25 protein-coding genes and 1 riboswitch are annotated in these 26,415 nt (G+C 69.4%); of the genes, 13 read left to right on the top strand and 12 right to left on the bottom strand.

Going from position 1 to position 26,415, the window contains the following annotated elements; translation table 11 throughout:
• Positions 1-193 precede the first annotated feature (193 nt).
• Positions 194-2,125, bottom strand: a complete 1,932-nt coding sequence (locus tag ACAG26_RS08770) for an acyl-CoA dehydrogenase family protein (protein WP_370481304.1) — start codon at positions 2,123-2,125, stop codon at positions 194-196.
• A gap of 105 nt (positions 2,126-2,230) precedes the next feature.
• Entirely contained in the window at positions 2,231-2,638 is a 408-nt protein-coding gene (locus tag ACAG26_RS08765) for a cold-shock protein (protein ID WP_071027707.1), read from the bottom strand.
• Between the two features lie 153 nt (positions 2,639-2,791).
• Here ACAG26_RS08765 and ACAG26_RS08760 point away from each other — a divergent pair, with 153 nt between their 5' ends.
• From ACAG26_RS08760 to ACAG26_RS08745, 4 genes are all read left to right on the top strand, one after another.
• On the top strand, positions 2,792-3,196 hold the full coding sequence (locus ACAG26_RS08760; protein ID WP_370481301.1) for a YccF domain-containing protein: 405 nt from the start codon (positions 2,792-2,794) through the stop codon (positions 3,194-3,196).
• Positions 3,193-4,272, top strand: a complete 1,080-nt coding sequence (moaA, locus tag ACAG26_RS08755; RefSeq protein ID WP_370481298.1) for a GTP 3',8-cyclase MoaA — start codon at positions 3,193-3,195, stop codon at positions 4,270-4,272. Before ACAG26_RS08760 ends, moaA begins: the two co-directional genes overlap by 4 nt.
• Position 4,273: 1 nt before the next feature.
• Positions 4,274-4,543 (top strand): MoaD/ThiS family protein, encoded by a 270-nt coding sequence (locus ACAG26_RS08750; RefSeq protein ID WP_370481295.1) that lies wholly within the window; start codon positions 4,274-4,276, stop codon positions 4,541-4,543.
• Positions 4,544-4,748: 205 nt separating this feature from the next.
• Positions 4,749-4,961: riboswitch (cyclic di-AMP (ydaO/yuaA leader) on the top strand.
• A gap of 9 nt (positions 4,962-4,970) precedes the next feature.
• Entirely contained in the window at positions 4,971-5,933 is a 963-nt protein-coding gene (locus tag ACAG26_RS08745; RefSeq protein ID WP_370481293.1) for a transglycosylase family protein, read from the top strand.
• A gap of 159 nt (positions 5,934-6,092) precedes the next feature.
• Here the strand turns inward: ACAG26_RS08745 and ACAG26_RS08740 are convergent, their stop codons facing one another.
• Genes ACAG26_RS08740 through ACAG26_RS08725 form a run of 4 tightly spaced genes read right to left on the bottom strand, consistent with a single transcriptional unit; the run spans position 6,093 to position 7,716 of the window.
• Complete coding sequence (locus tag ACAG26_RS08740; RefSeq protein WP_370481290.1) at positions 6,093-6,524, bottom strand: molybdenum cofactor biosynthesis protein MoaE; 432 nt, start codon at positions 6,522-6,524, stop codon at positions 6,093-6,095.
• On the bottom strand, positions 6,521-7,003 hold the full coding sequence (locus tag ACAG26_RS08735; RefSeq protein WP_370481287.1) for a molybdenum cofactor biosynthesis protein B: 483 nt from the start codon (positions 7,001-7,003) through the stop codon (positions 6,521-6,523). The genes ACAG26_RS08740 and ACAG26_RS08735 overlap by 4 nt, the downstream gene beginning before the upstream one ends.
• On the bottom strand, positions 7,003-7,503 hold the full coding sequence (gene moaC, locus ACAG26_RS08730; protein WP_071030236.1) for a cyclic pyranopterin monophosphate synthase MoaC: 501 nt from the start codon (positions 7,501-7,503) through the stop codon (positions 7,003-7,005). The genes ACAG26_RS08735 and moaC overlap by 1 nt, the downstream gene beginning before the upstream one ends.
• Before the next feature lie 12 nt (positions 7,504-7,515).
• A complete protein-coding gene (locus tag ACAG26_RS08725) occupies positions 7,516-7,716 on the bottom strand; it encodes a hypothetical protein (protein WP_095407228.1) in 201 nt (66 codons plus the stop codon).
• 66 nt (positions 7,717-7,782) lie between these two features.
• Here ACAG26_RS08725 and ACAG26_RS08720 point away from each other — a divergent pair, with 66 nt between their 5' ends.
• Together ACAG26_RS08720 and ACAG26_RS08715 are read left to right on the top strand one after the other, a co-directional pair.
• On the top strand, positions 7,783-10,092 hold the full coding sequence (locus ACAG26_RS08720) for a helicase-associated domain-containing protein (protein ID WP_370481283.1): 2,310 nt from the start codon (positions 7,783-7,785) through the stop codon (positions 10,090-10,092).
• The gene (locus tag ACAG26_RS08715; protein WP_370481281.1) at positions 10,085-11,734 is read left to right on the top strand and encodes a DNA repair helicase XPB; all 1,650 of its coding nucleotides are present in this window, start codon (positions 10,085-10,087) and stop codon (positions 11,732-11,734) included. Before ACAG26_RS08720 ends, ACAG26_RS08715 begins: the two co-directional genes overlap by 8 nt.
• Positions 11,735-11,835: 101 nt before the next feature.
• Here the strand turns inward: ACAG26_RS08715 and ACAG26_RS08710 are convergent, their stop codons facing one another.
• Entirely contained in the window at positions 11,836-12,825 is a 990-nt protein-coding gene (locus ACAG26_RS08710) for a hypothetical protein (protein ID WP_370481279.1), read from the bottom strand.
• A 209-nt stretch (positions 12,826-13,034) separates the two neighbouring features.
• On the opposite strand from ACAG26_RS08710, the gene ACAG26_RS08705 reads away from it, so the two are divergent.
• Positions 13,035-14,675: an FAD-binding protein gene (locus tag ACAG26_RS08705; RefSeq protein WP_370481277.1), complete on the top strand. Its 1,641-nt coding sequence runs from the start codon at positions 13,035-13,037 to the stop codon at positions 14,673-14,675.
• A gap of 25 nt (positions 14,676-14,700) precedes the next feature.
• Here the strand turns inward: ACAG26_RS08705 and ACAG26_RS08700 are convergent, their stop codons facing one another.
• A complete protein-coding gene (locus ACAG26_RS08700; RefSeq protein ID WP_370481275.1) occupies positions 14,701-14,964 on the bottom strand; it encodes a hypothetical protein in 264 nt (87 codons plus the stop codon).
• A 151-nt stretch (positions 14,965-15,115) separates the two neighbouring features.
• On the opposite strand from ACAG26_RS08700, the gene ACAG26_RS08695 reads away from it, so the two are divergent.
• Entirely contained in the window at positions 15,116-15,742 is a 627-nt protein-coding gene (locus tag ACAG26_RS08695) for a class I SAM-dependent methyltransferase (protein ID WP_370481272.1), read from the top strand.
• A 68-nt stretch (positions 15,743-15,810) separates the two neighbouring features.
• On the opposite strand, the gene ACAG26_RS08690 is transcribed toward ACAG26_RS08695, so the two are convergent.
• Positions 15,811-17,943: a 3-hydroxyacyl-CoA dehydrogenase NAD-binding domain-containing protein gene (locus ACAG26_RS08690; protein WP_370481270.1), complete on the bottom strand. Its 2,133-nt coding sequence runs from the start codon at positions 17,941-17,943 to the stop codon at positions 15,811-15,813.
• 13 nt (positions 17,944-17,956) lie between these two features.
• Positions 17,957-19,168 (bottom strand): acetyl-CoA C-acetyltransferase, encoded by a 1,212-nt coding sequence (locus ACAG26_RS08685; RefSeq protein WP_370481268.1) that lies wholly within the window; start codon positions 19,166-19,168, stop codon positions 17,957-17,959.
• 122 nt (positions 19,169-19,290) lie between these two features.
• Between ACAG26_RS08685 and ACAG26_RS08680 the strand changes: the two genes are divergently transcribed.
• Positions 19,291-20,466 (top strand): pyridoxal phosphate-dependent aminotransferase, encoded by a 1,176-nt coding sequence (locus ACAG26_RS08680; RefSeq protein ID WP_370481265.1) that lies wholly within the window; start codon positions 19,291-19,293, stop codon positions 20,464-20,466.
• A 39-nt stretch (positions 20,467-20,505) separates the two neighbouring features.
• Here ACAG26_RS08680 and ACAG26_RS08675 read toward each other — a convergent pair whose 3' ends face one another.
• Both ACAG26_RS08675 and ACAG26_RS08670 read right to left on the bottom strand, forming a co-directional pair.
• Entirely contained in the window at positions 20,506-20,964 is a 459-nt protein-coding gene (locus ACAG26_RS08675) for an SRPBCC family protein (RefSeq protein ID WP_370481262.1), read from the bottom strand.
• Between the two features lie 71 nt (positions 20,965-21,035).
• Positions 21,036-21,476, bottom strand: a complete 441-nt coding sequence (locus tag ACAG26_RS08670) for an SRPBCC family protein (protein WP_370481259.1) — start codon at positions 21,474-21,476, stop codon at positions 21,036-21,038.
• Between the two features lie 81 nt (positions 21,477-21,557).
• Here ACAG26_RS08670 and ACAG26_RS08665 point away from each other — a divergent pair, with 81 nt between their 5' ends.
• The 4 genes from ACAG26_RS08665 to ACAG26_RS08650 all read left to right on the top strand — a co-directional run bounded on the left by ACAG26_RS08665 (position 21,558) and on the right by ACAG26_RS08650 (position 26,285).
• Positions 21,558-23,237: an alpha-keto acid decarboxylase family protein gene (locus tag ACAG26_RS08665; RefSeq protein WP_370481255.1), complete on the top strand. Its 1,680-nt coding sequence runs from the start codon at positions 21,558-21,560 to the stop codon at positions 23,235-23,237.
• Positions 23,238-23,342: 105 nt separating this feature from the next.
• Positions 23,343-23,900, top strand: a complete 558-nt coding sequence (locus tag ACAG26_RS08660; RefSeq protein ID WP_370481253.1) for a TetR/AcrR family transcriptional regulator — start codon at positions 23,343-23,345, stop codon at positions 23,898-23,900.
• A 108-nt stretch (positions 23,901-24,008) separates the two neighbouring features.
• A complete protein-coding gene (locus ACAG26_RS08655) occupies positions 24,009-24,767 on the top strand; it encodes an alpha/beta fold hydrolase (RefSeq protein ID WP_370481249.1) in 759 nt (252 codons plus the stop codon).
• A 240-nt stretch (positions 24,768-25,007) separates the two neighbouring features.
• Positions 25,008-26,285, top strand: coding sequence for a cytochrome P450 (locus tag ACAG26_RS08650; RefSeq protein ID WP_370481246.1), 1,278 nt, complete (start codon positions 25,008-25,010; stop codon positions 26,283-26,285).
• Positions 26,286-26,415: the final 130 nt, after the last annotated feature.

Below are 26,415 nucleotides of genomic sequence, written 5' to 3'. Positions count from 1 at the left end.
ACGGGCGTCACGGGTGCCTCAGGAGTCGCACCCGCCTCTGGCCGGGCCGGGTATGGGTTCCGGAAAACGATGGCGTCGGCGCAACTGTCTCGCGCTGATATCGCATATGCCGTCGCTTTTCGGACTCCCCTATACCTCCTCAGCCGGGACGCAAGTGTCTGGTGTGATTGAACGTCGGGCACGCCCGGCGCTCTCAGGCTCGGGGCAGCGCGGATCCGGTCAGGAATCGCCGGGCCAGGCCGGGTTCGGTGGACGGGCCGGGTTCCCAGTGCGCGATCCACGGGCCGGTGCCCTCACTGATATCGAGGATCCCGCCTTCCAGCCAGGTGTACCGGTCGTCTAATACCGCCCGCGCCAGCCGGGTGTCGGTGTCATCGGTGTTGGTCCACAACGCGGCGAACAGCGCCTCGACCCGCAGGGTGGCCTGCTGGCAGAACGCGTCGGCCAGCTCGTAGCCCTCGGCCACACCGGCCGCCCGCTGCGCCTCGGCCCGCACGCACGCCGCCGACATGGCAAACAGCTCCGCGCCGATATCCACGATGCGGCCGAGGAACCCCTGTTTTTTCTCCAGCCCGGCCTGCCAGCGCGCCATCCCGTAGAACGTGTGGCGCGCCAGCTTGCGCGAACAGCGCTCCACGAAGCGCAGGTGGGCCGCCAGCCGGCCGAACTCGCGGTACGCGGTGGGTCGCTGACCTTCACCGAAAACCAGTTGCGGCAACCACTTTGCGTAGAATCCGCTGGCCCCGGCGGCCGCCTTGGCCTTTTGGCGCAGATCGGCCTTGGGGTTGGCGAGCTCGCCCGCGGCGGTCAGGTGGGCGTCGACGGCTTCCCGCGCGATCAGCAGCCGCATGATCTCGCTGGAGCCCTCGAAGATGCGGTTGATCCGCAGATCCCGCACCAGTTGCTCCACCGCGACCGCCCGTTCCCCCCGCGCGGCGAGGGACTCGGCGGTCTCATAGCCGCGGCCGCCGCGGATCTGCAGTAACTCGTCGCCGATGCTGCAGGCCACCTCGCTGGACCACAGCTTGGCCAGCGCGGCTTCGATCCGGATGTCGTTGCGGCCTTCGTCGGCCATCTGCGCGGACAGTTCCAAGACCGCCTCCAGCGCGTAGCCGGTGGCCGCGATGAACGCGATCTTGGACGCGACGGCTTCGTGCTCGCCGACCGGCTTACCCCACTGCACCCGCTCTCGGGACCATTCCCGGGCGATCTTCAGTGACCATTTGGCCGCCCCGGTGGCCATCGCGGGGATGGCCAGCCGTCCGGCGTTCAGGGTGGTCAAGGCGATCTTCAGCCCGTCGCCTTCGCGGCCCACCAGGTTTTCGGCCGGGACCCGCACCTTGTGCAGCCGGGTCACCCCGTTTTCGATGCCGCGCAGGCCCATGAACTTATTGCGCCGCTCCACGGTGATCCCGGGGGAATCCGCCTCGACGACGAACGCGCTGATCCCGCCGCGATGCCCGTCGCCCTTGGGCACCCGGGCCATCACCACCAGCAGGTCGGCCACCACACCGTTGGTGGTCCACAATTTCACGCCGTCCAACTCATAGCCGCCGTCGACCGGGGTCGCCGTCGACGCCAGCCGGGCCGGGTCGGACCCCACATCGGGTTCGGTGAGCAAAAACGCCGAGATCGCGCCGGCGGCGCAGCGCGGCAAGAACTTCTGCTTCTGCTCCTCGGTGCCGGCCAGCTTCAGCGGTTCGGGCACCCCGATCGACTGGTGCGCGCTGAGCAAGGCGCCCAAACTGGCGTGCACGCTGGAAGCCATCACCAGGACCCGGTTGTAGGCGACCTGCGACATGTTCAGCCCGCCGTACTCGGCGGGGATCTTCAACCCGAAGCAGCCCAGCTCGGCCAGGCCTTTCACGTACTCGTCGGGGATCTGCGCGTCGCGTTCGATGACCGCGCCGTCGATGGTGTTCAAAAACTCCCGCAGCTTGCCCAGGAACTCCTCGGTGCGGGCCTCGTCGGCCGCCGACGGCCGCGGAAACGGGTGGATGAGCTCCAACGGGAAGCGACCGAGGAACAGCCCCTTGGCGAAGGAGGGTTTATCCCAACCGGTTTCACGAGATTCCTCGGCGACGGCTCGGGCTTGCTCTTCGGTGACCTGTGCTTGCTGTGCCATCGGACACCTCCCGGGTTGACGACTCGTATCGAGTGCAGTACCCAGTTTGCTGCTCAGGCATACCCGGCGCGACGCTTTTGGCCGATCGGGTGACGCGGTGCGCGGTTAGGCGTCGAGCTCCCGCGCCACCGCCTTCACCACCTCGGATACCCGTCGCGCGGTCTTGCGGTCCGGGTAGCGACCTTTCCGCAACTCCGGCTGCACGGCGCCCTCCAGCAAGGTGATCATGTCCTCGACCATGCCGTGCAGTTCATCGGGGCTGTGCTTGTGCTCGGCGGGACCGTCGCGGCGCGCCCGGGCCACGCTCGGCGGCGGGTCGATCAGCTTGAGGCTCAACGCCTGCGGTCCGCGGCGACCGGCGGCCATCCCGAATTCGACGCGCTGGCCGGCCTTCAGACCTTCGACGCCCGCGGGCAGCGCGGACGAGCGGACATAGACGTCCTCACCGTCCTCTTGCGATAGGAAGCCGAATCCCTTTTCGGCGTCGTACCACTTCACCTTGCCGGTCGGCACTGGTCTCACCTGCTTGTCTGACGGGCCACATCGCTGGGCAACATAATGAAGCGTCCCGCCTGCGCAGGACGCGATGACTGGGATCCTACTCGGATGGCGCTCCGTTGAGCACCCCGGTTTACTCGGTAGGCTGGCGGTACCGCGGGAGGAGATATGCGCCTAGTTCTGAACGTGATCTGGTTGATCTTCGGCGGGCTGTGGCTGTCCCTGGGATACCTGATCGCCGCGCTCGTCTGTTTCGTGCTGATCATCACCATCCCGTTCGGCTTTGCCGCGCTGCGTATCGCCGCCTACGCCCTGTGGCCGTTCGGCCGCACCATCGTCGACAAGCCGGGCCCCCGCCCCGGGGCGCTGATCGGCAACATCATCTGGATACTTTTGTTCGGCATTTGGCTGGCCATCGGGCACCTGGTGAGCGCGGTGGCGATGGCGCTCACCATCGTCGGCATCCCGTTGGCGCTGGCCAACCTCAAACTGATCCCGGTATCGCTGGTGCCGCTGGGCAAGCAGATCGTTCCCGTCGACGCGCCGAGCCGATCCGAACGGGTGCCGACATGACACTGACCACCCTGGGCTTACCGACGGTGCCGCGCCGCGAGGGCGTCGACGACGTCGGCGCCGCCCCCGCCTCCGGTCCGCTGGTGGACACCTACGGGCGGGTGGCCACCGACCTCCGGGTGTCGCTGACCGACCGCTGCAATCTGCGGTGCACATACTGCATGCCGGCCGAGGGGCTGGACTGGCTGCCCAGCCAGCATCTGCTGCAACCCGACGAACTGATCCGGCTGATCGGGCTCGGCGTCACCCGACTGGGCATCACCAGCGTGCGGTTCACCGGCGGCGAGCCGCTGCTGGCCCGTCACCTCGAGGAGGTGGTGGCCGCCACCGCGCGCCTGCGGCCCCGCCCGGAGATCGCCTTGACCACCAACGGGCTGGGCCTCGCCCACCGGGCGGACGCCCTGGTGGCGGCGGGCCTGAACCGGATCAATGTGTCGCTGGACAGCGTGGACCGGGCCCACTTTGCGGCGATCACCCGGCGGGATCGGCTGCCCGACGTGCTGGCCGCCCTGGAGGCGGCCCAGCGGGCCGGCATGGGGCCGATCAAAGTCAACGCCGTGCTCGATCCGACCACCGGCCGCGACGACGTGGTGAACCTGCTGCGGTTCTGCCTTCAGCACGGCTACCAGTTACGGGTGATCGAGCAGATGCCGCTGGACGCCGGGCACCAATGGCAGCGGGGTGCCGCGCTGACCGCCGATGAGGTGCTGGCGGCGCTGCGGCCGCATTTCCGGCTGCGGCCCGACCCGGCACCGCGCGGTTCGGCGCCGGCCGAGCTGTGGCTGGTCGACGAGGGCCCGGACACCCCCGCCGGCAAGGTCGGCGTCATCGCCTCGGTGTCGCATCCGTTCTGCGCGACGTGCGACCGCACCCGGCTGACCGCCGACGGACAGCTCCGCAACTGCTTGTTCGCCCGCGAGGAGACCGATCTGCGCGCCCTGCTGCGCGGCGGCGCCGACGACGCCGCGATCGAGGCGGCCTGGCGGGCCGCGATGTGGCGCAAACTGCCCGGGCACGGCATCAACGATCCGGGTTTTATCCAACCGGATCGTCCGATGAGCGCGATCGGAGGCTGACATGCCCGAGCAAGCCGTCGGCGTCCAGGTCACCGTCCGCTACTTCGCCGCCGCGCGGGCCGCGGCGGGCACCGACACCGACACCATCACCCTGCCGCCCGGCGCCACCGTGGCCCAGTTGGTCGAGACCCTCGCCGACCGGGATGCGCGGCTGGCGGCGGTGCTGCCGCGCTGTTCCTATCTGTGCGACGAAGTCGCCGTGCGCGACCATGCCGCCGTGCTGCACTCGGGTGACACGGTCGATGTGCTGCCGCCGTTTGCCGGCGGCTGAGGTGATTTGCGTCACATAACGGAATGGTCACGACTGTGCAACGACGGAGTTAGCAACGCCCTGACCTGCGCTCATGCGGCGGCGTCCTGGAGTTTTGCCGACGGCCGGCGCGCGAAACACGAAATTCCGCGATAGGTGACGGGATCGCCGGAACCCGTTACCGTCTTGTCCGGGCCGGCCGCCCGTAATCAGCGGCAAGCCTTCTCCGCCCATAACGCCGAGCTCCATCCGGTGGGCGGGGACACCACCGACAACATCGCGGATGGAGGCGGGGGACCCACCGGTCCACCGAAATAGGACCTGGGGCCGTTTACGGCCCCTTGGGGTGAAGCCGAAGTCGCCATACGGCGATACCGGCCGGGCTACCTCTCCAGCCCGAACCCGACAGCTGACCTCGCGGGCGTGGCAGAGAGGACATCACCGGCGTATGAGCGGACGGCATCGTAAGCCCAGCCCTTCGAATATCAGCGTCGCCAAGATCGCCTTCACCGGAGCGGTGATCGGTGGCGGCGGTTTCGCTCTCGCTGGCCATGCCGCCGCGGCGACCGACGGCGAATGGGACCAGGTCGCGCGCTGCGAGGCCGGCGGCAACTGGTCGATCAACACCGGCAACGGCTACCAGGGCGGGCTGCAGTTCTCGCCGAGCACCTGGGCCGCGCACGGCGGCGGCAAATACGCGCCGTCCGCGCACCAGGCCACCCGGGAGCAGCAGATCGCCATCGCCGAGCACGTGCTCGCCACCCAGGGCCGCGGCGCCTGGCCGGTGTGCGGCCACGGGTTGGGCGCGCCGACGCCGCGCGAGGTCCCGGTGGAGGCACCGGCCGAGGCCCCGGCCGTCGACGGTGAGCCGGTGGCGATGGACAACCCCATGCCGCCCGAGGACCTGCCGCCGGCGCCCGAAGACCTGCCCCCGGCGCCCGAGGAGTTAGCCCCGGCCCCCGAAGACCTCCCCCCGGCGCCGGAGGACCTGCCGCCCGTCGATGAAGCGCCGCCCGCCGAGGACCCGGCCATTGTCGAGACGGACTGGACCTACGACGAGTCCGACGGCCCCGCGCAGCCGGACACCCGGCAGTGGGCGCTGCACACCGTGCCGCAGGCGCCGGCACTGACCGATCCGGCGCTGCCCGCGCCCCCGCTCGACCCGGCCACCGCGGGCGCCCCCGCCCTGGCGTCGGTGCCGGCGCCGGTGTTCGATGTCGCCAACCAGGTGATGTCCGGCGAGACACCCGCCGGGCTGCCCGGCGGCATGCAGATGCCCGACCCGAACAGCCTGCCCGTCGACCCGACCGGCGCCAGCCCGGATCTCGGCTACGTCGCGCAGTTGTGGCAGGCCATCCAGGCCCAGAACGTGGCCGGCAACGACGCGTTGACCAACTTCGCCCAGCAGTAACCGGCGCTTAGGCCGAACCGGCGCAGTAAGTCGACTGGGCGCGTCGTTCTCTTCTCGCCGGCTCGCTTCTCGCGCCGAGTGTGCACGTACGGCGGGAATCCGCCCGGATTTCCGCCACCAGCGCACGTTCGGCGTCGGGGTGAGCGGCGCGGCGCGTATCTAGGCCGAACCGACCCATTCGTCGGTGCCGTCGGCGAAGAACTGGTGCTTCCACACCGGTAGCCGCTCCTTGATGGTGTCGACCAGCCGCGCGCAGGTCGCGAACGCGGCTTGGCGGTGATCGGCGGCCACCGCCGCCACCAGCGCCGCCTCGCCGATCTGCAGGGCGCCGATCCGGTGGCTGGCCGCGATCGCCCGCACCCCCGGGGCGGACGCGGCGACCTCGGCCACCACCTCGGCCATCACCTGCGCGGCGGTCGGATGCGCGGAGTACTCCAACCGCGTCACCTGCTGCCCGTGGTCGTGGTCGCGGATCATGCCGACAAACCCGACGACGGCGCCCGCGGCCTGATGACCCACCAGTTCCTCGTGGTCGGTCAGCACGATCGGCTGGTCGGTGACCGCCGCCCGCAGCACGTCGGCGCGCGTCATCGCGGGTGGTCACCGCCGGCCAGTTGGTCCAGCGCGTGATCCAGCACGTCGGCCAGCACCCCCAGACCGTCCCGCACCCCCCCGGTCGAGCCGGGCAGGTTCACGATCAGGGTGCGGCCGGCCACCCCGCACAGCCCGCGGGACAGCACCGAGGTGGGGACCTTGGGCAGCCCCGACCGCCGGATCGCGTCGGCCAAGCCGGGGATCTCATAGTCCAGTACCGCCGCCGTCTGGGCCGGGGTGTCGTCGGACGGCGAGATCCCGGTGCCCCCCGAGGTGATCACCACATCGACGCCGGCGCCGACGGCGTCGCGCAACGCCTGCCCGACCGGCTCGCCGTCGGCGACCACCTGCGGTTGCACCGGCGCGAACCCGCGCTGGGCCAGCCAGTCGGCGATGATCGGCCCGGACCGGTCCTCGTAGGTGCCGGCGGCCGCCCGGGTGGAGGCGATCACGATGCGCGCGGATCGGGTCGCCATCACCGCACCCACGTCCCGGTTTTGCCGCCCTCCTTGCGGAGCACCCGGACATCGTCGATGCGGGCGGCCGGATCCACCGCCTTGATCATGTCGAACAGCGTCAGCCCGGCCACGCTGACCGCGGTCAGCGCCTCCATCTCCACCCCGGTGCGGTCGGTGCTGCGCACCGTCGCGGTGATGTCGATGTCGGATTCGCCGACGGTGAAATCCACGTCGACGCCGGTGAGCGCCAGCTGGTGACACAGCGGGATCAGCTCGCTGGTGCGTTTGGCGGCCATAATCCCGGCCAGTCGTGCGGTGGCCAAAGCATCGCCCTTGGGCAGCCCGCCGGTCGAGATTAGCGCCACCACCTGCGCGGAGGTGCGGAAGGTGCCGGCCGCGACCGCGGTGCGCCGGGTGGCGCCCTTCTCGGTGACGTCGACCATGTGCGCCGCTCCCCGCTCATCGATGTGCGACAGCGGGCCCGCGGCCTGCCCGGGTGGTTCGGCCGCCGCAGACATGGCAGTCACCACCTACTGGTTGACGACCGTGACCGGGTGCAGGTAGGGCAGGTCGTCGGAGGGCAGCGGGAACTCCACATCCCCGAACGGCGACAGCGCCCCGGTGCGGTCGCTGTGCGTCTCGCTCACCGCGTGGTCGTCGGGGCCCGTCGCCGGCCAGCCGGGGTCGACGTACCTGGTCTTTTGCGCCTTGTTGTCAGCGATGTCAGCCACGAGACCCATTCTGACAGGTCGCGCGGGAGAACGGACGGCTGGGCAGCTGCTTTACGCTGGTCAGCAATGACCAAACACACCCAGGGCATCCCGCTGGGGTCCTGGCTGGCCGACCTGCCTGACGAGCGGCTGATCCGGCTGCTGGAGTTGCGCCCGGATCTGGCGCAGCCGCCGCCGGGCAGCATCGCGGCGCTTGCGGCGCGGGCTCAGGCCCGCCAGTCGATCAAGGCCGCGACCGACGAGTTGGACTTCCTGCGGCTGGCGGTGCTCGACGCCTTGCTGGTGCTGCAGGCCAACACCACCCCGGTGCCGGTGGCCAAGCTGGTGGCGTCGATCGGGGACAAGGCGCCGGAGGCCGAGGTGCTGGCCGCCCTCGACGACCTGGCCGAACGGGCGCTGGTCTGGGGTGAGTCCGTCGTCCGGGTGGCCGGTGACGCCGGTGCGGGACTGCCGTGGCACCCCGGTCAGGTGACCCTGGAGGACCCCTCCCGCACCGGCGAGCAGATCGCGGCGCTGCTCGACGACCTCGACGACGCCCAGCTGGAGCTGCTGAACCGGTTGGTGCAGGGCTCGCCGCTGGGGCGCACCCGCGACGCCGGGCCGGACGCCCCGCCGGACCACCCGGTGCCGCGGCTGTTGGCGGCGGGGCTGCTGCGCCAGATCGACGACGAGACGGTGATCTTGCCCCGGCACGTCGGGCAGGTGCTGCGCGGCGAGAACCCCGGGCCGGGGCAGCTGGTGGCCCCCGATCCGGTGGTGTCCACCACCACCGCGGCCGACGCCGACGCCGCGGCGGCCGGCGCCGCCCTGGATCTGCTGCGCGAACTCGAGGTGCTGCTGGGCACGTTGAGCGCGGCCCCGGTCGCCGAGCTGCGCAGCGGCGGCCTGGGGGTCCGCGAGGTCAAGCGGCTGGCCAAGGTCACCGGCATCGACGAGGTCCGGCTGGGCCTGCTGCTGCAGCTCGCGGCGGCGGCCGGGCTGATCGCGGTCGGCATCCCCGACCCGGAGCCGGCCGACGGTATCGGACCGTTTTGGGCGCCGACGGTGGCCGCCGACCGGTTCGTGGAGGCGCCCACCGCCGACCGCTGGCATCTGGTGGCCAGCACCTGGCTGGACCTGCTGGCCCGACCGAACCTGATCGGCACCCGCGGCCCCGACGGCAAACCCTATGGGGCGCTGACGCATTCGCTGTATTCCACGGCGGCCCCGCTGGATCGCCGGCTGCTGCTGGAGATGCTGGCCGCGCTGCCGCCCGGCGCCGGGGTGGACCCGCATTCGGCGTCGGCGACCCTGGTGTGGCGCCGGCCGCGCTGGTCGAACCGGCTGCAGCCCGGGCCGGTCGCCGACCTGCTGGACGAGGCGCATGCGGTGGGGCTGGTGGGGCGCGGGGCGATCAGCAGCCCGGGTCGGGCGCTGGTGGACCGGGCGGATGTCGCCGCCGTCGTCGACGCGATGACCCGCGCGTTGCCCAAACCGATCGACCACTTCCTGGTCCAAGCCGATTTGACCGTCGTGGTGCCCGGGCCGCTGGAACGCGACCTCGCCGACGAGTTGGCCACCGTCGCCACCGTCGAATCGGCCGGCGCCGCGATGGTCTACCGGGTCAGCGAGCAGAGCATCCGGCACGCGCTGGACATCGGGCGCACCGGCGGCGGGTTGCGTGCGTTTTTTGAGAAGCACTCCAAGACACCCGTGCCCCAGGGCCTGACCTACCTGATCGACGATGTGGCGCGCCGACACGGGCAGCTGCGGATCGGGATGGCGGCCGCGTTCGTGCGCTGCGAGGACCCGACGCTGCTGGCCCAGGCGGTGGCCGTGCCGGCGGCCGAACAGTTGGGGCTGCGGGTGTTGGCGCCGACGGTGGCGGTGTCGCAGGCGCCGATCGCCGATTTGCTGGCGGCGTTGCGCGACGCCGGGTTCGCCCCGGCCGCCGAGGACGCCTCCGGCGCGATCGTCGATTTGCGGCCGCGCGGCGCCCGGGTGCCCACCCCGCAGCAACGTCGAGTGCATCCCCCGACCACCCGCCCGACCAGCGAAACCTTGGGCGCCGTCGTCGCGGTGCTGCGCAAGGTCACCGCGGCGCCGTTCGCCAACATGCGCGTCGACCCGGCGGTCACCATGTCGCTGTTGCAGCGGGCGGTGCGCCACGACCAGCCGGTGGTGATCAGCTACCTGGACCCGGCCGGGGTGGCCACCCAACGGGTGGTGTCCCCGCTCACCGTGGCCGGCGGGCAGCTGGTGGCGTTCGACTCCGCGTCGGGGCGGATGCGCGATTTCGCCATTCACCGCATCACCGCGGTGACCGCCGCCGACGACGAGGCAAAGCGCAGCGATGAGGAAGAGCGGCGCACTCCGGATAATGGGCACCATGACTGACGGACCCCTGATCGTGCAGTCCGACAAGACGGTGCTGCTCGAGGTGGACCACGAGCTGGCCGGCGCGGCGCGCGCGGCCATCGCGCCGTTCGCCGAGCTGGAACGCGCCCCCGAGCACGTGCACACCTACCGGATCACCCCGCTGGCGTTGTGGAACGCCCGCGCCGCCGGCCACGACGCCGAGCAGGTGGTCGACGCGCTGGTCAGCTTTTCGCGTTACGCGGTGCCGCAGCCGCTGCTGGTCGACATCGTCGACACCATGGCCCGGTACGGGCGGCTGCAGCTGGTGAAGAGCCCGGCGCACGGCCTGACCCTGGTCAGCCTGGACCGCGCGGTGCTCGAAGAGGTGCTGCGCAACAAGAAGATCACCCCGATGCTGGGGGCCCGCATCGACGACGACACCGTCGTCGTGCATCCCAGCGAACGGGGCCGGGTCAAGCAGATGCTGCTCAAGATCGGCTGGCCGGCCGAGGACCTGGCCGGCTACGTGGACGGCGAGGCGCACCCGATCAGCCTGCGCCAAGACGGCTGGCAGCTGCGCGACTACCAGGAGATGGCGGCCGACTCGTTCTGGTCCGGCGGCTCCGGGGTGGTGGTGCTGCCCTGCGGGGCGGGCAAGACGCTGGTCGGCGCGGCGGCGATGGCCAAGGCCGGGGCCACCACGCTGATCCTGGTCACCAACACCGTCGCCGGCCGGCAGTGGAAGCGCGAGCTGGTGGCCCGCACGTCGCTGACCGAGGAGGAGATCGGCGAGTACTCCGGCGAGCGCAAGGAGATCCGCCCGGTCACCATCGCCACCTACCAGGTGATCACCCGGCGTACCAAGGGCGAATACCGGCACCTGGAGCTGTTCGACAGCCGCGACTGGGGGCTAATCATCTACGACGAGGTGCATCTGCTGCCGGCGCCGGTGTTCCGGATGACCGCCGACCTGCAGTCGCGGCGGCGGCTGGGCCTGACCGCCACGTTGATCCGCGAGGACGGCCGCGAGGGTGACGTGTTCTCCCTGATCGGGCCCAAGCGCTACGACGCGCCGTGGAAGGATATCGAGGCCCAGGGCTGGATCGCGCCGGCCGAATGCGTCGAGGTGCGGGTGACGATGACCGACAGCGAGCGGATGGCCTATGCCACCGCCGAGCCGGAGGAACGTTACCGGCTGTGCTCGACCGTGCATTCCAAGGTCGCGGTGGTCCGTTCGATCCTGAGCCGGCATCCCGGCGAGCAGACGCTGGTGATCGGCGCCTACCTGGATCAGCTCGAGGAACTGGGCGAGCAGCTGGACGCCCCGGTGATTCAGGGCTCGACCAAGACCGCCGAGCGCGAGGCGCTGTTCGACGCGTTCCGGCGCGGCGAGGTGTCCACCCTGGTGGTGTCCAAGGTGGCCAACTTCTCCATCGACTTGCCGGAAGCCTCGGTGGCGGTGCAGGTTTCGGGCACGTTCGGGTCCCGCCAGGAGGAGGCGCAGCGGCTGGGTCGGCTGCTGCGGCCCAAGGCCGACGGCGGCGGCGCCATCTTCTACTCGGTGGTGGCCCGCGACAGCCTGGACGCCGAATACGCCGCGCACCGGCAGCGGTTTTTGGCCGAGCAGGGCTACGGCTACGTCATCCGCGACGCCGACGACCTGCTGGGCCCGGCGATCTAGGTCGCCGGCGCTCCCCCGCGAGCAGACGCAAAAGCCCCCCAAACACCCGGGTTTTAGGGGATTTTGCTGGGGGCACCTCCCGCACGGGGGACTGCTCGGCGTTAGACCCGGCGCAGCGTGGCGACCAGTTGGTCGATCAGGCCGGGGTCGGGTGCGCCCGGGTAGCCCTGCTGCAACGAGATCACGAACAACACCGTGCCGTCCTGGCCGGGCACCGTCGTCGCCACCATGGAGTGCAGGGCCGACGACCCGGTGCACAGATCGGATTCGATATCGGTCACGGTGGCGACCAGCTGCACGGCCGGCGCCCCACCGACCGTCAATTGCCGCGGCTGGCCCAGCGACACCGTGGGCACGTGACCGCTTCGGGAGGTGTAGATGTCTTGCACCAGCTCTGATTCCGAGCGCACGGACTGGTTGATGTCGCTGACGCTGCTGTTGGCGGGCTCCCCGGTAATCGCGCGGCTGTCCTTCGGGCATTCCGAGCCCGCCAATTCGGCGGCCCCGCTCATGGTGCGGATCGGACAGTAACCGAACGGGCCGTCCGGGCACGGCTTCTCCCAGCCCACCAAGGTGGTGCAGCTCAAGACTTTCCATTCGGCTGGCACATCGTAGGCCAGGTGGCGGGGGCCGACCACCGGCTGCCAGCCCGCCGGGGTTTGCGGTCCCGGCTGCCGCGGGATGCCGTTGCAGTCACCCGGCGCCGACGCCGCCTGACTGGTGCTGGTGGCCGTGGTGGTGGTGCTGGTGGTCGAGGTCGGCCGGGTGGTGGACGTCGGCCGCTGGCTGGTGGTCGTCTGCGCGGCGGTGTGGCTCGACTTGTTGTTGAGTCCCCACAGCAGCCCGCCGACGAGCAGCGCGACAACGACCACGGCGGCGACGGTGAACAGGACCCACTTCCCGTTGTTGTTGCCGCCCGGCGGTGGCCCGCCGAACTGGGGCGGGGCCTCGCCGTAGCCCGACCACCCCGAACCCTGCGGCGGGGCTTGCCAATACCCCTGCGCACCGGATTGCGGTGGCGGGTAGTGGCCGCCGGAGGGTTGCTGTCCATACCCGCCCGGCGGCGGGTAGCCCGATGGTGGGTAGCTCACGGGTGTCCTTCCGCCAAGCACAGGGTCGACAGAAACGTTAACAGCCGCGCGGCACCGTCGAAGTCGGCATTCTCGGCGGTCACCGCCGCTGTCGCCGGGCACCGCCTGTTGGCGCGCCATTGCCGGAATGGAACACGTTTCTGTTTGATCACCGAAATGATTCGCATACCTGGTCAGACCCGATTGCTTCCGTACTAGAGGCTGTTATATTGGCGGGACGATCCAGCACATCAAAGGGGCCATGCGTGATTCGGGCGACCTCGGAGGTCAGCACCACGACGACTGACGTGGTTGTCGTCGGCTTCGGCGCGGCGGGCACCTCCGCGGCGATAACCGCACGCGAACTGGGCGCCGAGGTCATCGCGCTGGATCGCTCGAACGGCGGTGGTGCGACCGCGATCTCCGGCGGCATCATCTACGCCGGCGCCGGCACTTCGGTGCAGCGGCAGGCCGGGGTGGCCGACACCGTCGAACAGATGCTGGCTTACCTTCGCCTGGAGGTCGGCGACGCCGTCAGCCCGCCGACGCTGGAACGGTTCGTCCGCACCAGCCCGGAGATGATCGACTGGCTGCAGCGCCATGGGGTTCCGTTCGATGGATCGCTGTGCCCGTACAAGACGTCGTTCCCGAACAACCGGTACTACCTGTATCACTCCGGCAGCGAGAACGCCGGCGCGTTCTCCTCCCACACCCCGCCGGTGCAACGCGGCCACCGGGTCAAAGGAAAAGGCACATCCGGAAAGAAACTGTATGCGCCGCTGGCCCGCTCGGCCCGCGCACTCGGCGTTGACTTCCGGCCCCACACGAAAGTCACCACGCTGCTGCAGGATTCGTCCGGCCGGGTGACCGGGGTCGAGGCGATGACCATGCAACACGCACCGCGACACATCCGCCGCGCCTACACGGCGATGGCCGCGCTGTCGACCAAGCCGGGCGTGTACTACCCGCCGCTGCGCCAGGCGATGGACCGTCGACTGGCCGCACTCGAACGCCGCTACGCTCGGCCCGTCCGGATCGTGGCCCGACACGGGGTCATCGTCTGCGCCGGCGGCTTCATCGCCAACACGGACTGGCGGGAACGATACGCACCGGAATTCAGCCACGGCCTACCGCTGGGTACCAGCGGCGATGACGGCAGCGGTATCGCGCTGGCCCAGAACGTGGGAGCCATTACCGCGCACATGGACAACGTCTCGGCATGGCGCTTCATCACCCCGCCGAGCGCGTTCATCTCCTCGATCGTGGTCGACGACAAAGGTCAGCGGATCATCGACGAAAGTCGCTACGGTGCCGCCCTCGGGCGGGCGATGATCAAGAACCACGGCGGGAAGGGCTGGATCCTCGCCGACGCGAACCTGATGGCGGAAGCCAAACGCCAACTGCTCACGCAGACACTGTGGTTCCAGCGTGCGCAGGCCGCCGCATTGATGTTTGCCGATGCGGTGCGTGGGCACTCACTGGCGGACGTCGCCCAGGCAGCCGGCGTCGACCCCGAAGGCCTGCTGGCGACCGTCAAAGCCCACAATGACGCCATCGACTCGGGGACAACGGATCCCGTCGGCAAGCCGGCCCACTTCTGCCGCCGAATCGACCGGGGGCCGTTCACCCTGATGAACATCTCGGTGCGCCCCAGTCTGCTCTGCCCGACGCCGATGCTCACCCTCGGCGGCATCCGGGTCGCCGAGGACACCGGGGCCGTCCTCGACGCCGCTGGCAATCCGATTCCGGGCCTATTCAGCGCGGGCCGCACCGCCGTCGGCGTCTGTTCGGAGTCCTACGTCAGCGGCCTCTCCATCGCCGACTGCGTGTTCTCCGGTCGCCGCGCCGGAGCCTCCGCCGCCACCGGCTGACCACCCGGCCCAGCCACCGCCGCCGTCATCGGGCGCACGCGTCGGAGGGCAGCAACAGCACCGCCGGCCACAGCAACGTCGCGGCGCCCAGGGCCACTTCATAGTCGCTGCCGGACGGGACATGGAACTGCTGCTCCAATTGGGTTTGGACGCGCTGAACGGCATCGGGATGGAAGAACAACCACGCCAGGCCCGCGGTGATATAGGGAACCGCGAGCCACAGGGCAACCTCGATCAGCGCCGCGACGCTCACCCGATAGTTCAGGATGCGACGCAGCAGGTCCAGCATTCGGGATGCGGTACGCCCGAGGTCCCACACCCCGGTCATGGTAGGTGCCGGCAGGTGCCTGGAGTGGCGAATCCCGCTGTTCCGGTGGCCGGCTGGGTGGGCCGCGCTTCGGGATCTTTAGTCGGCACCGGCAAAGGAATACCGTGGTGACATGGCTTCGCGGCACGCCCTGTTTCGGGTCTTCTACACCATCGGCTTTACCCCGTGGGACGGTCATCCGCTGGCGGCGGGCCTGCGCCACCTCGTCGAGGGGACCGCGGACACGCCCGCGCTGCCGCCCGGATCGGCGCTCGACGTCGGCTGCGGCACCGGAGACACATCGATCTACCTGGCCCAACACGGGTGGCAAGTCACCGGCATCGACTTCACGCCCAAAGCGGTCGACCGGGCCCGCGCCAAGGCCCGCGCCGCCGACGCAACGGTGAATTTCGTTCACGGCGACGTCACACATTTGCGCCAGGCCGGGGTCGGTTCGGGGTTCCAGGTGATCGTGGACAACGGCTGCTTTCACGGTATGAGCGACGGCGATCGTGACCTCTACGTTCAAGAGATCACCGCGGCGGCCGCCCCGGCGGCGCGGCTGCTGATGATCGCCTTTAAACGCGGTAGCGGTTTCGGACCGCCGGGAACCGATCAGGCGGAGATCGAACGCCGATTCACACCCGGGTGGGCGCTGCTGGCGGCGGCGGATGAACCGCGGTGGACCCCCGACAACAGACTCGCCGGCAGGTTCGCGGCCCGATTCGAGGCGCGCAGCTACCTGTTGCAGCGCCAGTAGCCGCCGAGCAGACGTAAAAGCCCCCAAAACGACGTTGTTTTGGGGGCTTTTGCGTCTGCTCGCGCTGATTACGTCAGCGACGCCGGCGGGTTGAACCGGTCGCCGTACTTGGCGGCCAGCTCCTTGGCCCGGGCCACGAACCCAGCCTTACCGCCGGGGTAGCCGACGATGTACTGCGCGGTGCCACCGGTCCACGGCGGGAACCCGATGCCCATGATCGCGCCGATGTTGGCGTCGGCGGTCGACGTCAACACGCCCTCGTCGAGGCACTTCTGGGTTTCCAGCGCCTCGGCGAACAGCATCCGGTCGATCATGTCCTGCAGCGGCGGCGTCGACGAGCCGGAGTTGAACGTCTCACGCAGACCCGGCCACAGCCCGACCCGCTTGCCGTCGGCGTACTCGTAGAAACCCTTGCCGCTCAACCGCGACGGCCGGCCCAGCTCGATCATCTTGGTGACGACGGCCTCGGCCGGGTGCCCCTCGTACGTCCCGCCGGCGGCCTCCACACCTTCGCGGGTGGCCTTGGCGATCTTGGCCATCAGCTCCATGTTGAGCTCGTCGGACAGCTGCAGCGGCGGCGCCGGGTAGCCGGCCTTGCTGCCGGCCCGTTCGATGCTGGCCGGCTCCACACCCTCACCGAGCATGGCGATCGCCTCGTTGATGAAGGTGCCGATCACCCGGGAGGTGTAGAAGCCGCGGGAATCGTTGACCACGATCGGGGTCTTGTTGATCGCCAGCACGTAGTCGAACACCCGGGCCAGCGCCTCGTCGGAGGTCTTCTCGCCCTTGATGATTTCCACCAGCGGCATCTTGTCGACGGGTGAGAAGAAGTGGATCCCGATGAAGTCCTCCTGCCGCTTGACCCCGGTGGCCAGCCCGGTGATCGGCAGCGTCGAGGTGTTGGACCCCAACAGCGCGTTGGGCTCGACGACGTCCTCGATTTCCTGGAACACCTTGTGCTTGAGTTCCTGGTTCTCGAACACCGCCTCGATCACGAAGTCGACCCCGGCCAAATCGGCGGCGTCGCCGGTGGGGGTGATCCGGTCCAGCAGCGCCTTGGACTTCTCTTCGGTGGTCTTGCCCCGCTTGAGCGCCTTGGCCTCCAGGCCCTCGGAGTAGCCCTTACCCTTCTGCGCGGCCTCGGTCGACACGTCCTTGAGCACCACGTCGTAACCGGCCTTGGCCGACACGTAGGCGATCCCGGCGCCCATCATGCCCGCGCCCAGCACACCGATCTTTTTGATCGGGGTCTGCCCGATGCCGTCCGGGCGGCTGCCGCCACCGTTGATGTGCTGCAGGTCGAAGAAGAACGCCTGGATCATATTCTTGGCGACCTGGCCGGTGACCAACTGGGTGAAGTACCGGCTTTCGATGCGGCTGGCGGTGTCGAAGTCCACCTGGGCGCCCTCGACCGCGGCATCCAGGATGGCCCGCGGCGCCGGCATCGGCGCACCCTTGAGCTGTTTTTTCAGCAGCGCCGGGAACGCGGGCAGGTTCGCCGCCAGCGCCGGGCTGGCCGGGGTGCCGCCGGGCATCTTGTAGCCCTTGGCGTCCCACGGCTGGGTGTGCGAGTCCGGGTTGGCCTTGATCCAGGCCTTGGCGGCCGGCACCAACTCCTCGACACTGCCCAGCACCTCGTCGACCAGGCCGATCTCCTTGGCCTTGGCCGGCTTGAACCGGGTGCCCTGGCTCAGCACGTTCATGAACGCGTTCTGGATGCCCAGCATCCGCACGGTGCGGGTGACCCCGCCGCCGCCGGGCAGCAGACCCAGCGTCACCTCGGGCAGGCCCAAGACGCTGCCCTTGACGTCGGCGGCGATGCGGTGATGGCAGGCCAGCGCGATCTCCAGGCCGCCGCCGAGCGCCGCGCCGTTGATGGCGGCCACCACCGGCTTGCCCAGCGTCTCCAGCGCGCGCAGATCGGCCTTGATGTTCTCCACCTGGTCGAACGCCTCGCCGGCGTTCTCCGGGCCGACGTTGATCATCGCCTTGAGGTCACCCCCGGCGAAGAACGTCTTCTTGGCGCTGGTGATCACCACCCCGGTGATCGAGTCCTTCTCCGCCACCAGGCGCTGCACCGCGTTGTGCATGGATTCGGTGTAGTGCTCGTTCATCACGTTGGCCGACCCGGTTGGGTCGTCCAACGTCAGCGTGACGATGCCGTCGGCATCTTTATCCCACTGAATGGTGTTCTCTGCCACGGTGGAAACCCTCTCAGATTCTTTCAATGATGGTGGCGACGCCCATGCCGCCGCCGATGCACAGCGTGACCAGCGCCCGGCGGGCACCCCGGCGCTCCAGCTCGTCGACCATGGTGCCGGTGATCATGGCGCCGGTGGCGCCCAGCGGGTGGCCCATCGCGATGGCGCCACCGTTGACGTTGAGCTTCTCGTCCGGGATGTTGAGGTCCTTCTGGAACTTCAGCACCACCGACGCGAACGCCTCGTTCAGCTCGAACAAGTCGATGTCGTCGACGGTCATGCCGGCGCGGTCCAGCACCCGGCGGGTGGCCGGGGTGGGGCCGGTCAGCATGATGACCGGGTCGGCGCCGCTGGTGGCGGCCGCGACGATGCGGGCCCGTGGGGTCAGGCCGGCGGCCTTGCCGGCTTTCTCGGTACCGACCAGCACCAGCCCGGCGCCGTCGACGATGCCGGAACTGTTGCCGCCGGTGTGGACGTGGTTGATCTTCTCGACGAAGTGGTACTTCTGCAGCGCCACGTCGTCGAAGCCGCCCATCTCACCGATGCCGTCGAACGCGGTCTTGAGTTTGCTCAGCCCCTCCAGGGTGGTGTCCGGGCGCATGTGCTCGTCGTGGTCGAGGATGACCAGGCCGTTCTGGTCGCGCACCGGGACCACCGACTTGGCGAAGTAGCCGCCCGACCAGGCCTCGGCGGCCTTCTGCTGGCTGCGCAGCGCGTAGGCGTCGACGTCGTCGCGGGAGAAGCCCTCGATGGTGGCGATCAGGTCGGCGCCGATGCCCTGCGGCACGAAACCGATCCGGTAGTTGGTCTCCGGGTCGGTGGCCCAGGCGCCGCCGTCGGAGCCCATCGGCACCCGGCTCATCGACTCCACACCGCCGGCCAGCACCAGGTCGTCGAAGCCGGCGCGCACCTTGGCGGCGGCCGTGTTGATCGCCTCCAGCCCCGACGCGCAGAACCGGTTGAGCTGCACCCCGCCGGTGGTCTCGGGCAGGCCGGCGGCCAGCACCGCGGTGCGGGCGATGTCGCCGCCCTGGTCGCCGACCGGCGACACCACCCCCAGCACGGTGTCGCTGATCAGGTTGGGGTCCAGGTCGGGGTACCGGGATCGCAACTCGTCCATCAGACCAACGACCAGGTTCAGCGGTTTGACCTCGGTCAGCGATCCGTTCTTCTGCTTGCCGCGCGGGGTGCGGATGGCCTCGTAGATGAAGGCTTCTTCGGACATGGCTCGTTCCTCTTCAGTGGTTGGCGGGTCCGTCTGCTGGCAGGGTAGTCCCGTGGTCGCCACCCTAACAGGGGCGCCGATCAACCTGTTGGTTGGGAGGTGGGGCGATACCCTCAACAGCCATGACGGTGTCCCGCCTGCGGCCGTATGCCACCACGGTGTTCGCCGAGATGTCGGCGCTGGCCGCGCGGATCGGCGCAGTGAACCTCGGCCAGGGCTTTCCCGACGAGGACGGGCCCCCGGCCATGCTGCGCGCCGCCCAGGACGCCATCGCCGACGGCGTCAACCAGTACCCGCCGGGCATCGGCATCCCCGCGTTGCGGCAGGCGATCGCCGCGCAGCGCCGCCGGCACCACGGCATCGGCTACGACCCGGACACCGAGGTGCTGGTCACGGTGGGGGCCACCGAGGCCATCGCGGCGGCGGTGCTGGGTCTGGTCGAGCCCGGCGCCGAGGTGGTGCTGATCGAGCCGTTCTACGACTCCTATTCCCCGGTGGTCGCGATGGCCGGCGCGCGCCGGGTCACGGTGCCGCTGGTGCCCGACGGCCGCGGTTTCGCCCTCGACGTCGACGCGCTGCGCACCGCGGTGACCCCGCAGACCGCGGCGCTGATCGTCAACTCCCCGCACAACCCGACCGGGATGGTGTTGACCGAGGCCGAGCTGACGGCGATCGCGCAGATCGCGGTCGACGCCGACCTGCTGGTCATCACCGACGAGGTCTATGAGCACCTGGTCTATGACGGCCGCCGGCACCGTCCGCTGGCCGGGTTCGCCGGGATGGCCGAGCGCACCGTCACCATCTCCAGCGCCGCCAAGATGTTCAACTGCACCGGCTGGAAGATCGGCTGGGCGTGCGGGCCCGCCGATCTGCTCGCCGGGGTGCGGGCGGCCAAGCAGTACCTCAGTTATGTCGGCGGGGCGCCGTTTCAGCCGGCGGTGGCGCACGCGTTGAACACCGAGGACGCCTGGGTGGCGGCGTTGCGGACGTCGCTGCAGGCCCGCCGCGACCGGTTGGCGATGGCGCTGGCCCGGATCGGGTTCGGGGTGCACGACAGCTTCGGCACCTACTTTCTGTGCGCCGATCCGCGGCCGCTGGGCTACGCCGACAGCACCACGTTTTGCGCACAGCTGCCGCACCGGGTCGGGGTGGCGGCCATCCCGATGTCGGCGTTCTGCGATCCGAACGCCCCACACGCCGACGTGTGGAATCACCTGGTGCGCTTCACGTTCTGCAAACGCGACGACACCCTCGACGAGGCGATCGCCCGGCTGGACGCGCTGGGCTCCGGGCTGTGAACAACGCGCGGCGTAGCCACGGCCAGTTCCCGCACACCATCACCAGCCCCGTCGCTCGGCGCCCTGCGCGGCCATCACCCGTCTGCGCAGCCCCTCGGTCGCGGCGTTGAGCACCTTCTTGCGGCCCCGGTTGACCAGAAACTCCGGCAGCGGCGCCGACGGCTCCAGGGTGATCGTGAACCGCACCCGGGTTTTGTCGAGACCCTCGGGTCGCAGCGTGTATTCGGCGTGCTGGCCATGTTGGTGGAAGGTCTTGTCGGCGTCCCAACACACCCAGTCCGGCCCCCAGTGGTATTCCAGCACTTCTTGATCGACGATGCCGATCACCTTGACGGTGACCTTCACGTGGTGCGGGCGGCCGTCGGGATAGCGGTCGAGGACTTCGGCGCGCTTGTGCACCGAGGACCATGAGGGCGCAGAAGGGATGTCGGCCAGCACCTCCAGGATCACTTCTGGCGGCGCGTCGATGACGATTTCGCGCGATGCTCGTACAGCCACTATCCCCCAAGGCTAATAAGCCGGTGGGGTTGCCGACGCGGTTTGACGATCACCAACAGATCTCGGGCCGGTCAGCCCTTCTTGACCTTAAGCACCTGTTTACGCAGCCCGTCGGTGGCGGTCTCCATCCCGCCCTTCATGGTGCGTTTGAGCAGGAAGCCCGGGATCGGCACCGACGGGTCGACGTCCATGTCGAACCGGACCTTGGTTTTGTCGCCTTGCGGGGTCAGGGTGTACTTGGCGTCCTGGGCCTTTAATTGCCCCGCCGACTCCAGCGTCCAACTCACACTGTCGGACGCCCAGCTGTATTCGACCACCTGCTCATCGGTGAGACCGGCGGCCTTGATCGTCATCTTCACCCGACGGGGCCGGCCGTTGTCGTAGGTGTCGAGCACCTCGGCGCGCTGATACTGCGGCGACCAGGTCGGGGTGGCCTCGACGTCGGCGATGACGTCGAGGATCTCCTCCGGGCTGGCTTCGATGACCACTTCGCGGGAATCCTTCACTGCCATGGAGGCACCCTAGCCAGGCGGGGCCTCGACCGCAGGTATTTGCGCTGCACCGGGCCGGCGGCCGCCGGTAGCGTCGGCGTCGTGACTACCCTCGATCCCCGCTACACCGTCGGCGACTACCTACTCGACCGGCTCGCCGAACTCGGCGTCGCGGAAATCTTCGGCGTCCCCGGCGACTACAACCTGGAATTCCTCGACCACGTCATCGCCCATCCGCGACTGCGCTGGGTCGGCGCGGCCAACGAACTCAACGCCGGCTACGCCGCCGACGGGTACGGGCGGCTGCGCGGTATGTCCGCGCTGGTCACCACGTTCGGAGTGGGCGAGCTGTCGGCGGCCAACGCGATCGCCGGCGCCTACGCCGAGTACGTGCCGGTGGTGCACATCGTCGGCGGGCCGGCCAAAGACGCCCAGGCCGCCCGACGGCCGCTGCACCATTCGCTCGGCGACGGAGAATTCGAGCATTTTCTGCGCATCAGCCGGGAAATCACCTGCGCGCAAGCCAATCTTGCGCCGGCGACGGCGACCCGGGAGATCGACCGGGTGCTCGCGGAGGTGCGGGAGTGCAAACGGCCCGGCTACTTGCTGCTGGCCACCGACGTGGCCCGGTTCCCCGCCGAGCCCCCGCAGGCCCCGCTGCCCCGCTTCACCGGCGGAACCAGTCCCCGCGCGCTGGCGTTATTCACCGACGCGGCAACCGAACTCATTGGCGATCACCAGTTGACGGTGCTCGCCGACTTTCTGGTGCATCGGCTGGACGCGGTCCCGCAGCTGGAGGCGCTGCTGGCCGCCGATGTGGTGCCGCACGCCACCTTGATGTGGGGCAAGAGCCTGGTCGATGAGAGTTCCCCCAACTTTTTGGGCATCTACGCCGGCGCGGCCAGCGCCGAGCCGGTGCGCCGCGGGATCGAACAGGCGCCGGTACTGCTGACCGCGGGGGTGATGTTCACCGACATGGTCAGCGGCTTTTTCACCCAGCGCATCGATCCGGCGCGCACCATCGACGTCGGCGCTCACCAAAGCACCGTCGCCGGCGAGGTTTTCGCACCGCTGGAGTTGGACGCCGCGCTGCAGGCCCTGACCGGCATCCTGACCAAGCGGGGTATCGCCTCTCCCCCGGTCGCGTCGACCGGCACCGACGTGCGTCCGCCGGACCCGGGACCCGGTCAGCCGCTGACCCAGGAGATGCTGTGGAACCGGCTGGCCGACGCGTTGACGCCGGGCAACGTGGTGCTGGCCGATCAGGGCACCTCCTTCTACGGGCTGGCCGCCCACCGGCTGCCCCGCGGGGTGACCTTCATCGGCCAACCGCTGTGGGCGTCAATCGGTTACACGCTGCCGGCCGCGCTGGGGGCCGGGCTGGCGCACCCGGATCGCCGACCGGTGCTGCTGATCGGCGACGGCGCCGCGCAGCTGACCGTGCAGGAGTTGGGCGGCTTCTCCCGGGAGGGACTATCGCCGGTGATCGTCGTGGTCAACAACGACGGCTACACGGTCGAGCGCGCCATCCACGGCCCCACCGCCTACTACAACGACATCGTGGCCTGGAACTGGCGGGAGATCCCCGCCGCGCTGGGGGTGACCAACCACCTGATGTTTCGGGCGCAGACCTACGGCGAACTCGACGAGGCGTTCACCGCCGCCGCCCAGCACCCGGACAAACTGGTCCTGGTCGAGGCGGTGGTGCCCCGCTTCGATGTACCGGTGCTGCTGGGCGAGCTGGCCGACTCGATGGCGCCGTCCAAGCCCGACCGCCGTTGACGGGGGTCGGGCACAAACCGGCCGGATTAGGCTACGGCCATCGCCACCAAACGAAAACCTGACGCCGACGAGCGGCGGCGGCAACTGTGCGACGCCGCCATCGATGTGCTGGCCGAACACGGGTCCCGCGGCCTGACCCACCGCATGGTCGAACGCCGCGCCGGGCTGCCCGACGGCACCACCTCCTCGTATTTCCCGACCCGCTCGTCGTTGCTGCGCGGTATCGCCGACCGTGTTGCCGACCTCGACGAAGCCGAATTCCGGTCCGTAGCCCGCGCCACCGACCCGCCGGTGTCGACGTTGACGCTGTTGGCCGACCTGGTGATTCGGTCGTCCAGCGGCAGCGCGCTCAACCGGTCCCGGGCCCGCTACGAGTTGGCGCTGCAGGCGAACCGGGATCGTGAGCTGGCCGGCGCCTTCGAGCAGGCCGTCCGCGGATTCGTCGACCTCAGCGAGGAGGCGCTGGCGGCCACCAACTGCGACGACCCGCCCGATCCGGTGCTCATCGAAAAGCAGGCCTACGCCGTCACGACCTTCATCAACGGGGTGATGGTCCGCCTGGCGTTCGGGGACCCCACCCCGCAATCCGCGGCCGAACTCGCCGAGCTGCTCCACGCCCTGGTCTCGGGCATCGCGGCAGGTCACCAACGCGCCGGGCGGTAGCCCGGAACCGGGCGGTCACCGTCCGCGCCAAGTCCCTTCTACAGACGTAGAAACTCTGTTATGGTCAGGTCCGAGCGGCCGGACAGCAACGAATCGAGGAGTCGCGGGATGCGATTTGTCCTGGTGCATGGCGGTTTTCACGCGTCGTGGTGCTGGAGCCGCACCATCGACGAGCTGCACCGCCTCGGCCACGACGCGATCGCCGTCGACCTGCCCGGGCATGGCACCCGGGTCGACGAGGAGTCCACGCTGGCCAATCGGCGCGCCGCCGTCGCCGAGGTGATCAACGACGGCGACGTCGTCGTCGGCCATTCCGGCGGCGGATTCGATGCCACCCTCGGGGTCGACGTCGCCCCCGAACGGGTCAGCCACGTCATCTATCTGGCCGCCGCGCTGCCCCGCGAGGGCCGCAGCTACACCGAAGCCATGACCATGACCAACGCCGAGGACGGCGCCCTCGACGGCGACGTCGGACACATGTTGGGATACCTGCATTTCGCCGACGACGGGGCGATGACCTTCGCCGAGTTCGAGGGCGCGTGGCGCTACTTCTACCACGACTGCGACGAGCACACCGCCCGCTGGGCCTACGAACGGTTGGGACCGGAACGCTTTGGCGAGACCACCGTGGCCCCGGTGTCGGTGCCCAACTTTTGGGCCGCGGATCTGCCCCGCAGTTTCATCGTCTGCCTGCAGGACCAGGCGATGCCACGCTGGCTGGCCGATACCGTCGCGCACCGCCTCGGCGTCGAACAACTCAGCATCGACACCTCGCACTCGCCGTTCCTGAGCCGTCCCGGCGAACTCGCCGAACTGCTGGTGCACGCCACCACCACCGCCCCGGTCGGCCCGCTCATCCCCGGCTGATCCGGCGCGGGGCGCGCCGCCGCACAACTCGGCCTACGACACCGACGAGAATGCCGTTATCATCGAGGGGCAACTACAGCCCGCGACAGCCCTGAAGCGGTCGAGAAAACCATAACTGGCCAGCGATAATGCTGTTTCCACAGCATGTGATCTTGACCGTGCTGACGGCACCATGCTAAGCAAGTGCCCAGCAGATGCGGTGCGGATGGGCCGGTCACACCTAGGCGTTGGGAGACGTGCATGAGCGATTTCGACACGATTGACTTCTTTACCGATCCCTCGCTGGTGCCCGATCCGCATCCCTACTTCGATCACCTGCGCGCCAAGAGCCCGGTGCTGCAGTTGCCGCACTACGGGGTGGTCGCGGTCACCGGCTACGAGGAGGCCGCCGCGGTCTACCGGGACGCCGAGACGTTCTCCAACTGCGTCGCGCTCGGCGGCCCGTTCCCGCCGCTGCCGTTCGAGCCGCAGGGCGACGACATCGCCGCCCAGATCGAGGCGCACCGCAGCCAATTCCCGATGTTCGAGCACATGGTCACCATGGACCCGCCCGATCACACCAAGGCCCGCTCGCTGCTGAGCCGACTGCTGACACCGGCCCGGTTGAAGGAGAACGAAGAGTTCATGTGGCGGCTCGCCGACCAGCAACTCGACGAGTTCCTCGCCAACGGCGGCTGCGAGTTCATCGCCGAATACTCCAAACCCTTTGCGACGCTGGTGATCGCCGACCTGCTCGGGGTGCCGCCGGACGACCACAGCCAGTTCCGCACCGTGCTGGGCGCCGACCGTCCGGGTGCCCGGGTCGGGGCCCTCGACCACGAGACCGTCGCGATCAACCCGCTGGAGTGGCTCGACGACAAGTTCTGCGCCTACATCGAGGACCGGCGCCGCGATCCCCGCGACGACGTGCTGACCGCGTTGGCGACGGCGAAATACCCCGACGAGTCCACGCCCGAGGTGATCGACGTGGTCCGCTCGGCCACGTTCCTGTTCGCCGCCGGGCAGGAGACCACGGCCAAACTGCTGTCGGCGGCCCTGCAGGTGCTCGGCGACCGGCCCGACGTGCAGGACAAGCTGCGCGAGGACCGCAGCCTGATCCCGATCTTCATCGAGGAGTCGCTGCGGATGGAAAGCCCGGTCAAAAGCGACTCCCGGCTGGTGGTCAAGTCCACCAGCCTGGGCGGTGTGGACCTGCCCGCGGGCACCGTGGTGATGGTGCTGCCGGGCGCGGTCAACCGGGATCCGCGCCGGTTCGAGGACCCGCACGAGTTCCGGCTGGACCGCAAAAACGTCCGCGAGCACATCGCGTTCGCCCGCGGCGTGCACTCCTGTCCCGGCGCCCCGCTGGCCCGGGTGGAGGGCAAGGTCAGCATCAACCGCATGCTGGACCGGATGGCCGACATCCGGATCAACGAGGACAAGCACGGCCCCGCCGACAACCGGGCCTACAGCTACGAGCCCACCTACATCCTGCGTGGCCTCACCGAACTGCACCTGAAATTCACCCCGGTGGACTGACCCCGTCACCCTGCTACACCGCGAAAGTGCGCTCCCGCAGCGAAAGTTCGAGGCGGATTCATACGGTCAGTGCAACGTCTAGTGGTTTTGGAGGTTGCTGTGCCGCGTGGTTATCCGGTTGTGGGTTCGG

It is taken from the genome of Mycobacterium sp. pUA109 (assembly GCF_041287095.1).
GTDB lineage: Bacteria > Actinomycetota > Actinomycetes > Mycobacteriales > Mycobacteriaceae > Mycobacterium.
The sequence above is the reverse complement of the archived record's forward strand: the minus strand, read 5'-3'. Positions and strand labels throughout refer to the sequence as shown.

Excerpts from the sequence above, each read along its gene's own strand:
- ACAG26_RS08770 (WP_370481304.1), bottom strand. The coding sequence starts at position 2,125 with ATGGCACAGCAAGCACAGGTCACCGAAGAGCAAGCCCGAGCCGTCGCC.
- ACAG26_RS08760 (WP_370481301.1), top strand. The coding sequence starts at position 2,792 with ATGCGCCTAGTTCTGAACGTGATCTGGTTGATCTTCGGCGGGCTGTGG.
- moaA (WP_370481298.1), top strand. The coding sequence starts at position 3,193 with ATGACACTGACCACCCTGGGCTTACCGACGGTGCCGCGCCGCGAGGGC.
- ACAG26_RS08750 (WP_370481295.1), top strand. The coding sequence starts at position 4,274 with ATGCCCGAGCAAGCCGTCGGCGTCCAGGTCACCGTCCGCTACTTCGCC.
- ACAG26_RS08745 (WP_370481293.1), top strand. The coding sequence starts at position 4,971 with ATGAGCGGACGGCATCGTAAGCCCAGCCCTTCGAATATCAGCGTCGCC.
- ACAG26_RS08740 (WP_370481290.1), bottom strand. The coding sequence starts at position 6,524 with ATGACGCGCGCCGACGTGCTGCGGGCGGCGGTCACCGACCAGCCGATC.
- ACAG26_RS08735 (WP_370481287.1), bottom strand. The coding sequence starts at position 7,003 with ATGGCGACCCGATCCGCGCGCATCGTGATCGCCTCCACCCGGGCGGCC.
- moaC (WP_071030236.1), bottom strand. The coding sequence starts at position 7,503 with ATGTCTGCGGCGGCCGAACCACCCGGGCAGGCCGCGGGCCCGCTGTCG.
- ACAG26_RS08720 (WP_370481283.1), top strand. The coding sequence starts at position 7,783 with ATGACCAAACACACCCAGGGCATCCCGCTGGGGTCCTGGCTGGCCGAC.
- ACAG26_RS08715 (WP_370481281.1), top strand. The coding sequence starts at position 10,085 with ATGACTGACGGACCCCTGATCGTGCAGTCCGACAAGACGGTGCTGCTC.
- ACAG26_RS08700 (WP_370481275.1), bottom strand. The coding sequence starts at position 14,964 with ATGCTGGACCTGCTGCGTCGCATCCTGAACTATCGGGTGAGCGTCGCG.
- ACAG26_RS08695 (WP_370481272.1), top strand. The coding sequence starts at position 15,116 with ATGGCTTCGCGGCACGCCCTGTTTCGGGTCTTCTACACCATCGGCTTT.
- ACAG26_RS08685 (WP_370481268.1), bottom strand. The coding sequence starts at position 19,168 with ATGTCCGAAGAAGCCTTCATCTACGAGGCCATCCGCACCCCGCGCGGC.
- ACAG26_RS08680 (WP_370481265.1), top strand. The coding sequence starts at position 19,291 with ATGACGGTGTCCCGCCTGCGGCCGTATGCCACCACGGTGTTCGCCGAG.
- ACAG26_RS08670 (WP_370481259.1), bottom strand. The coding sequence starts at position 21,476 with ATGGCAGTGAAGGATTCCCGCGAAGTGGTCATCGAAGCCAGCCCGGAG.
- ACAG26_RS08655 (WP_370481249.1), top strand. The coding sequence starts at position 24,009 with ATGCGATTTGTCCTGGTGCATGGCGGTTTTCACGCGTCGTGGTGCTGG.
- ACAG26_RS08650 (WP_370481246.1), top strand. The coding sequence starts at position 25,008 with ATGAGCGATTTCGACACGATTGACTTCTTTACCGATCCCTCGCTGGTG.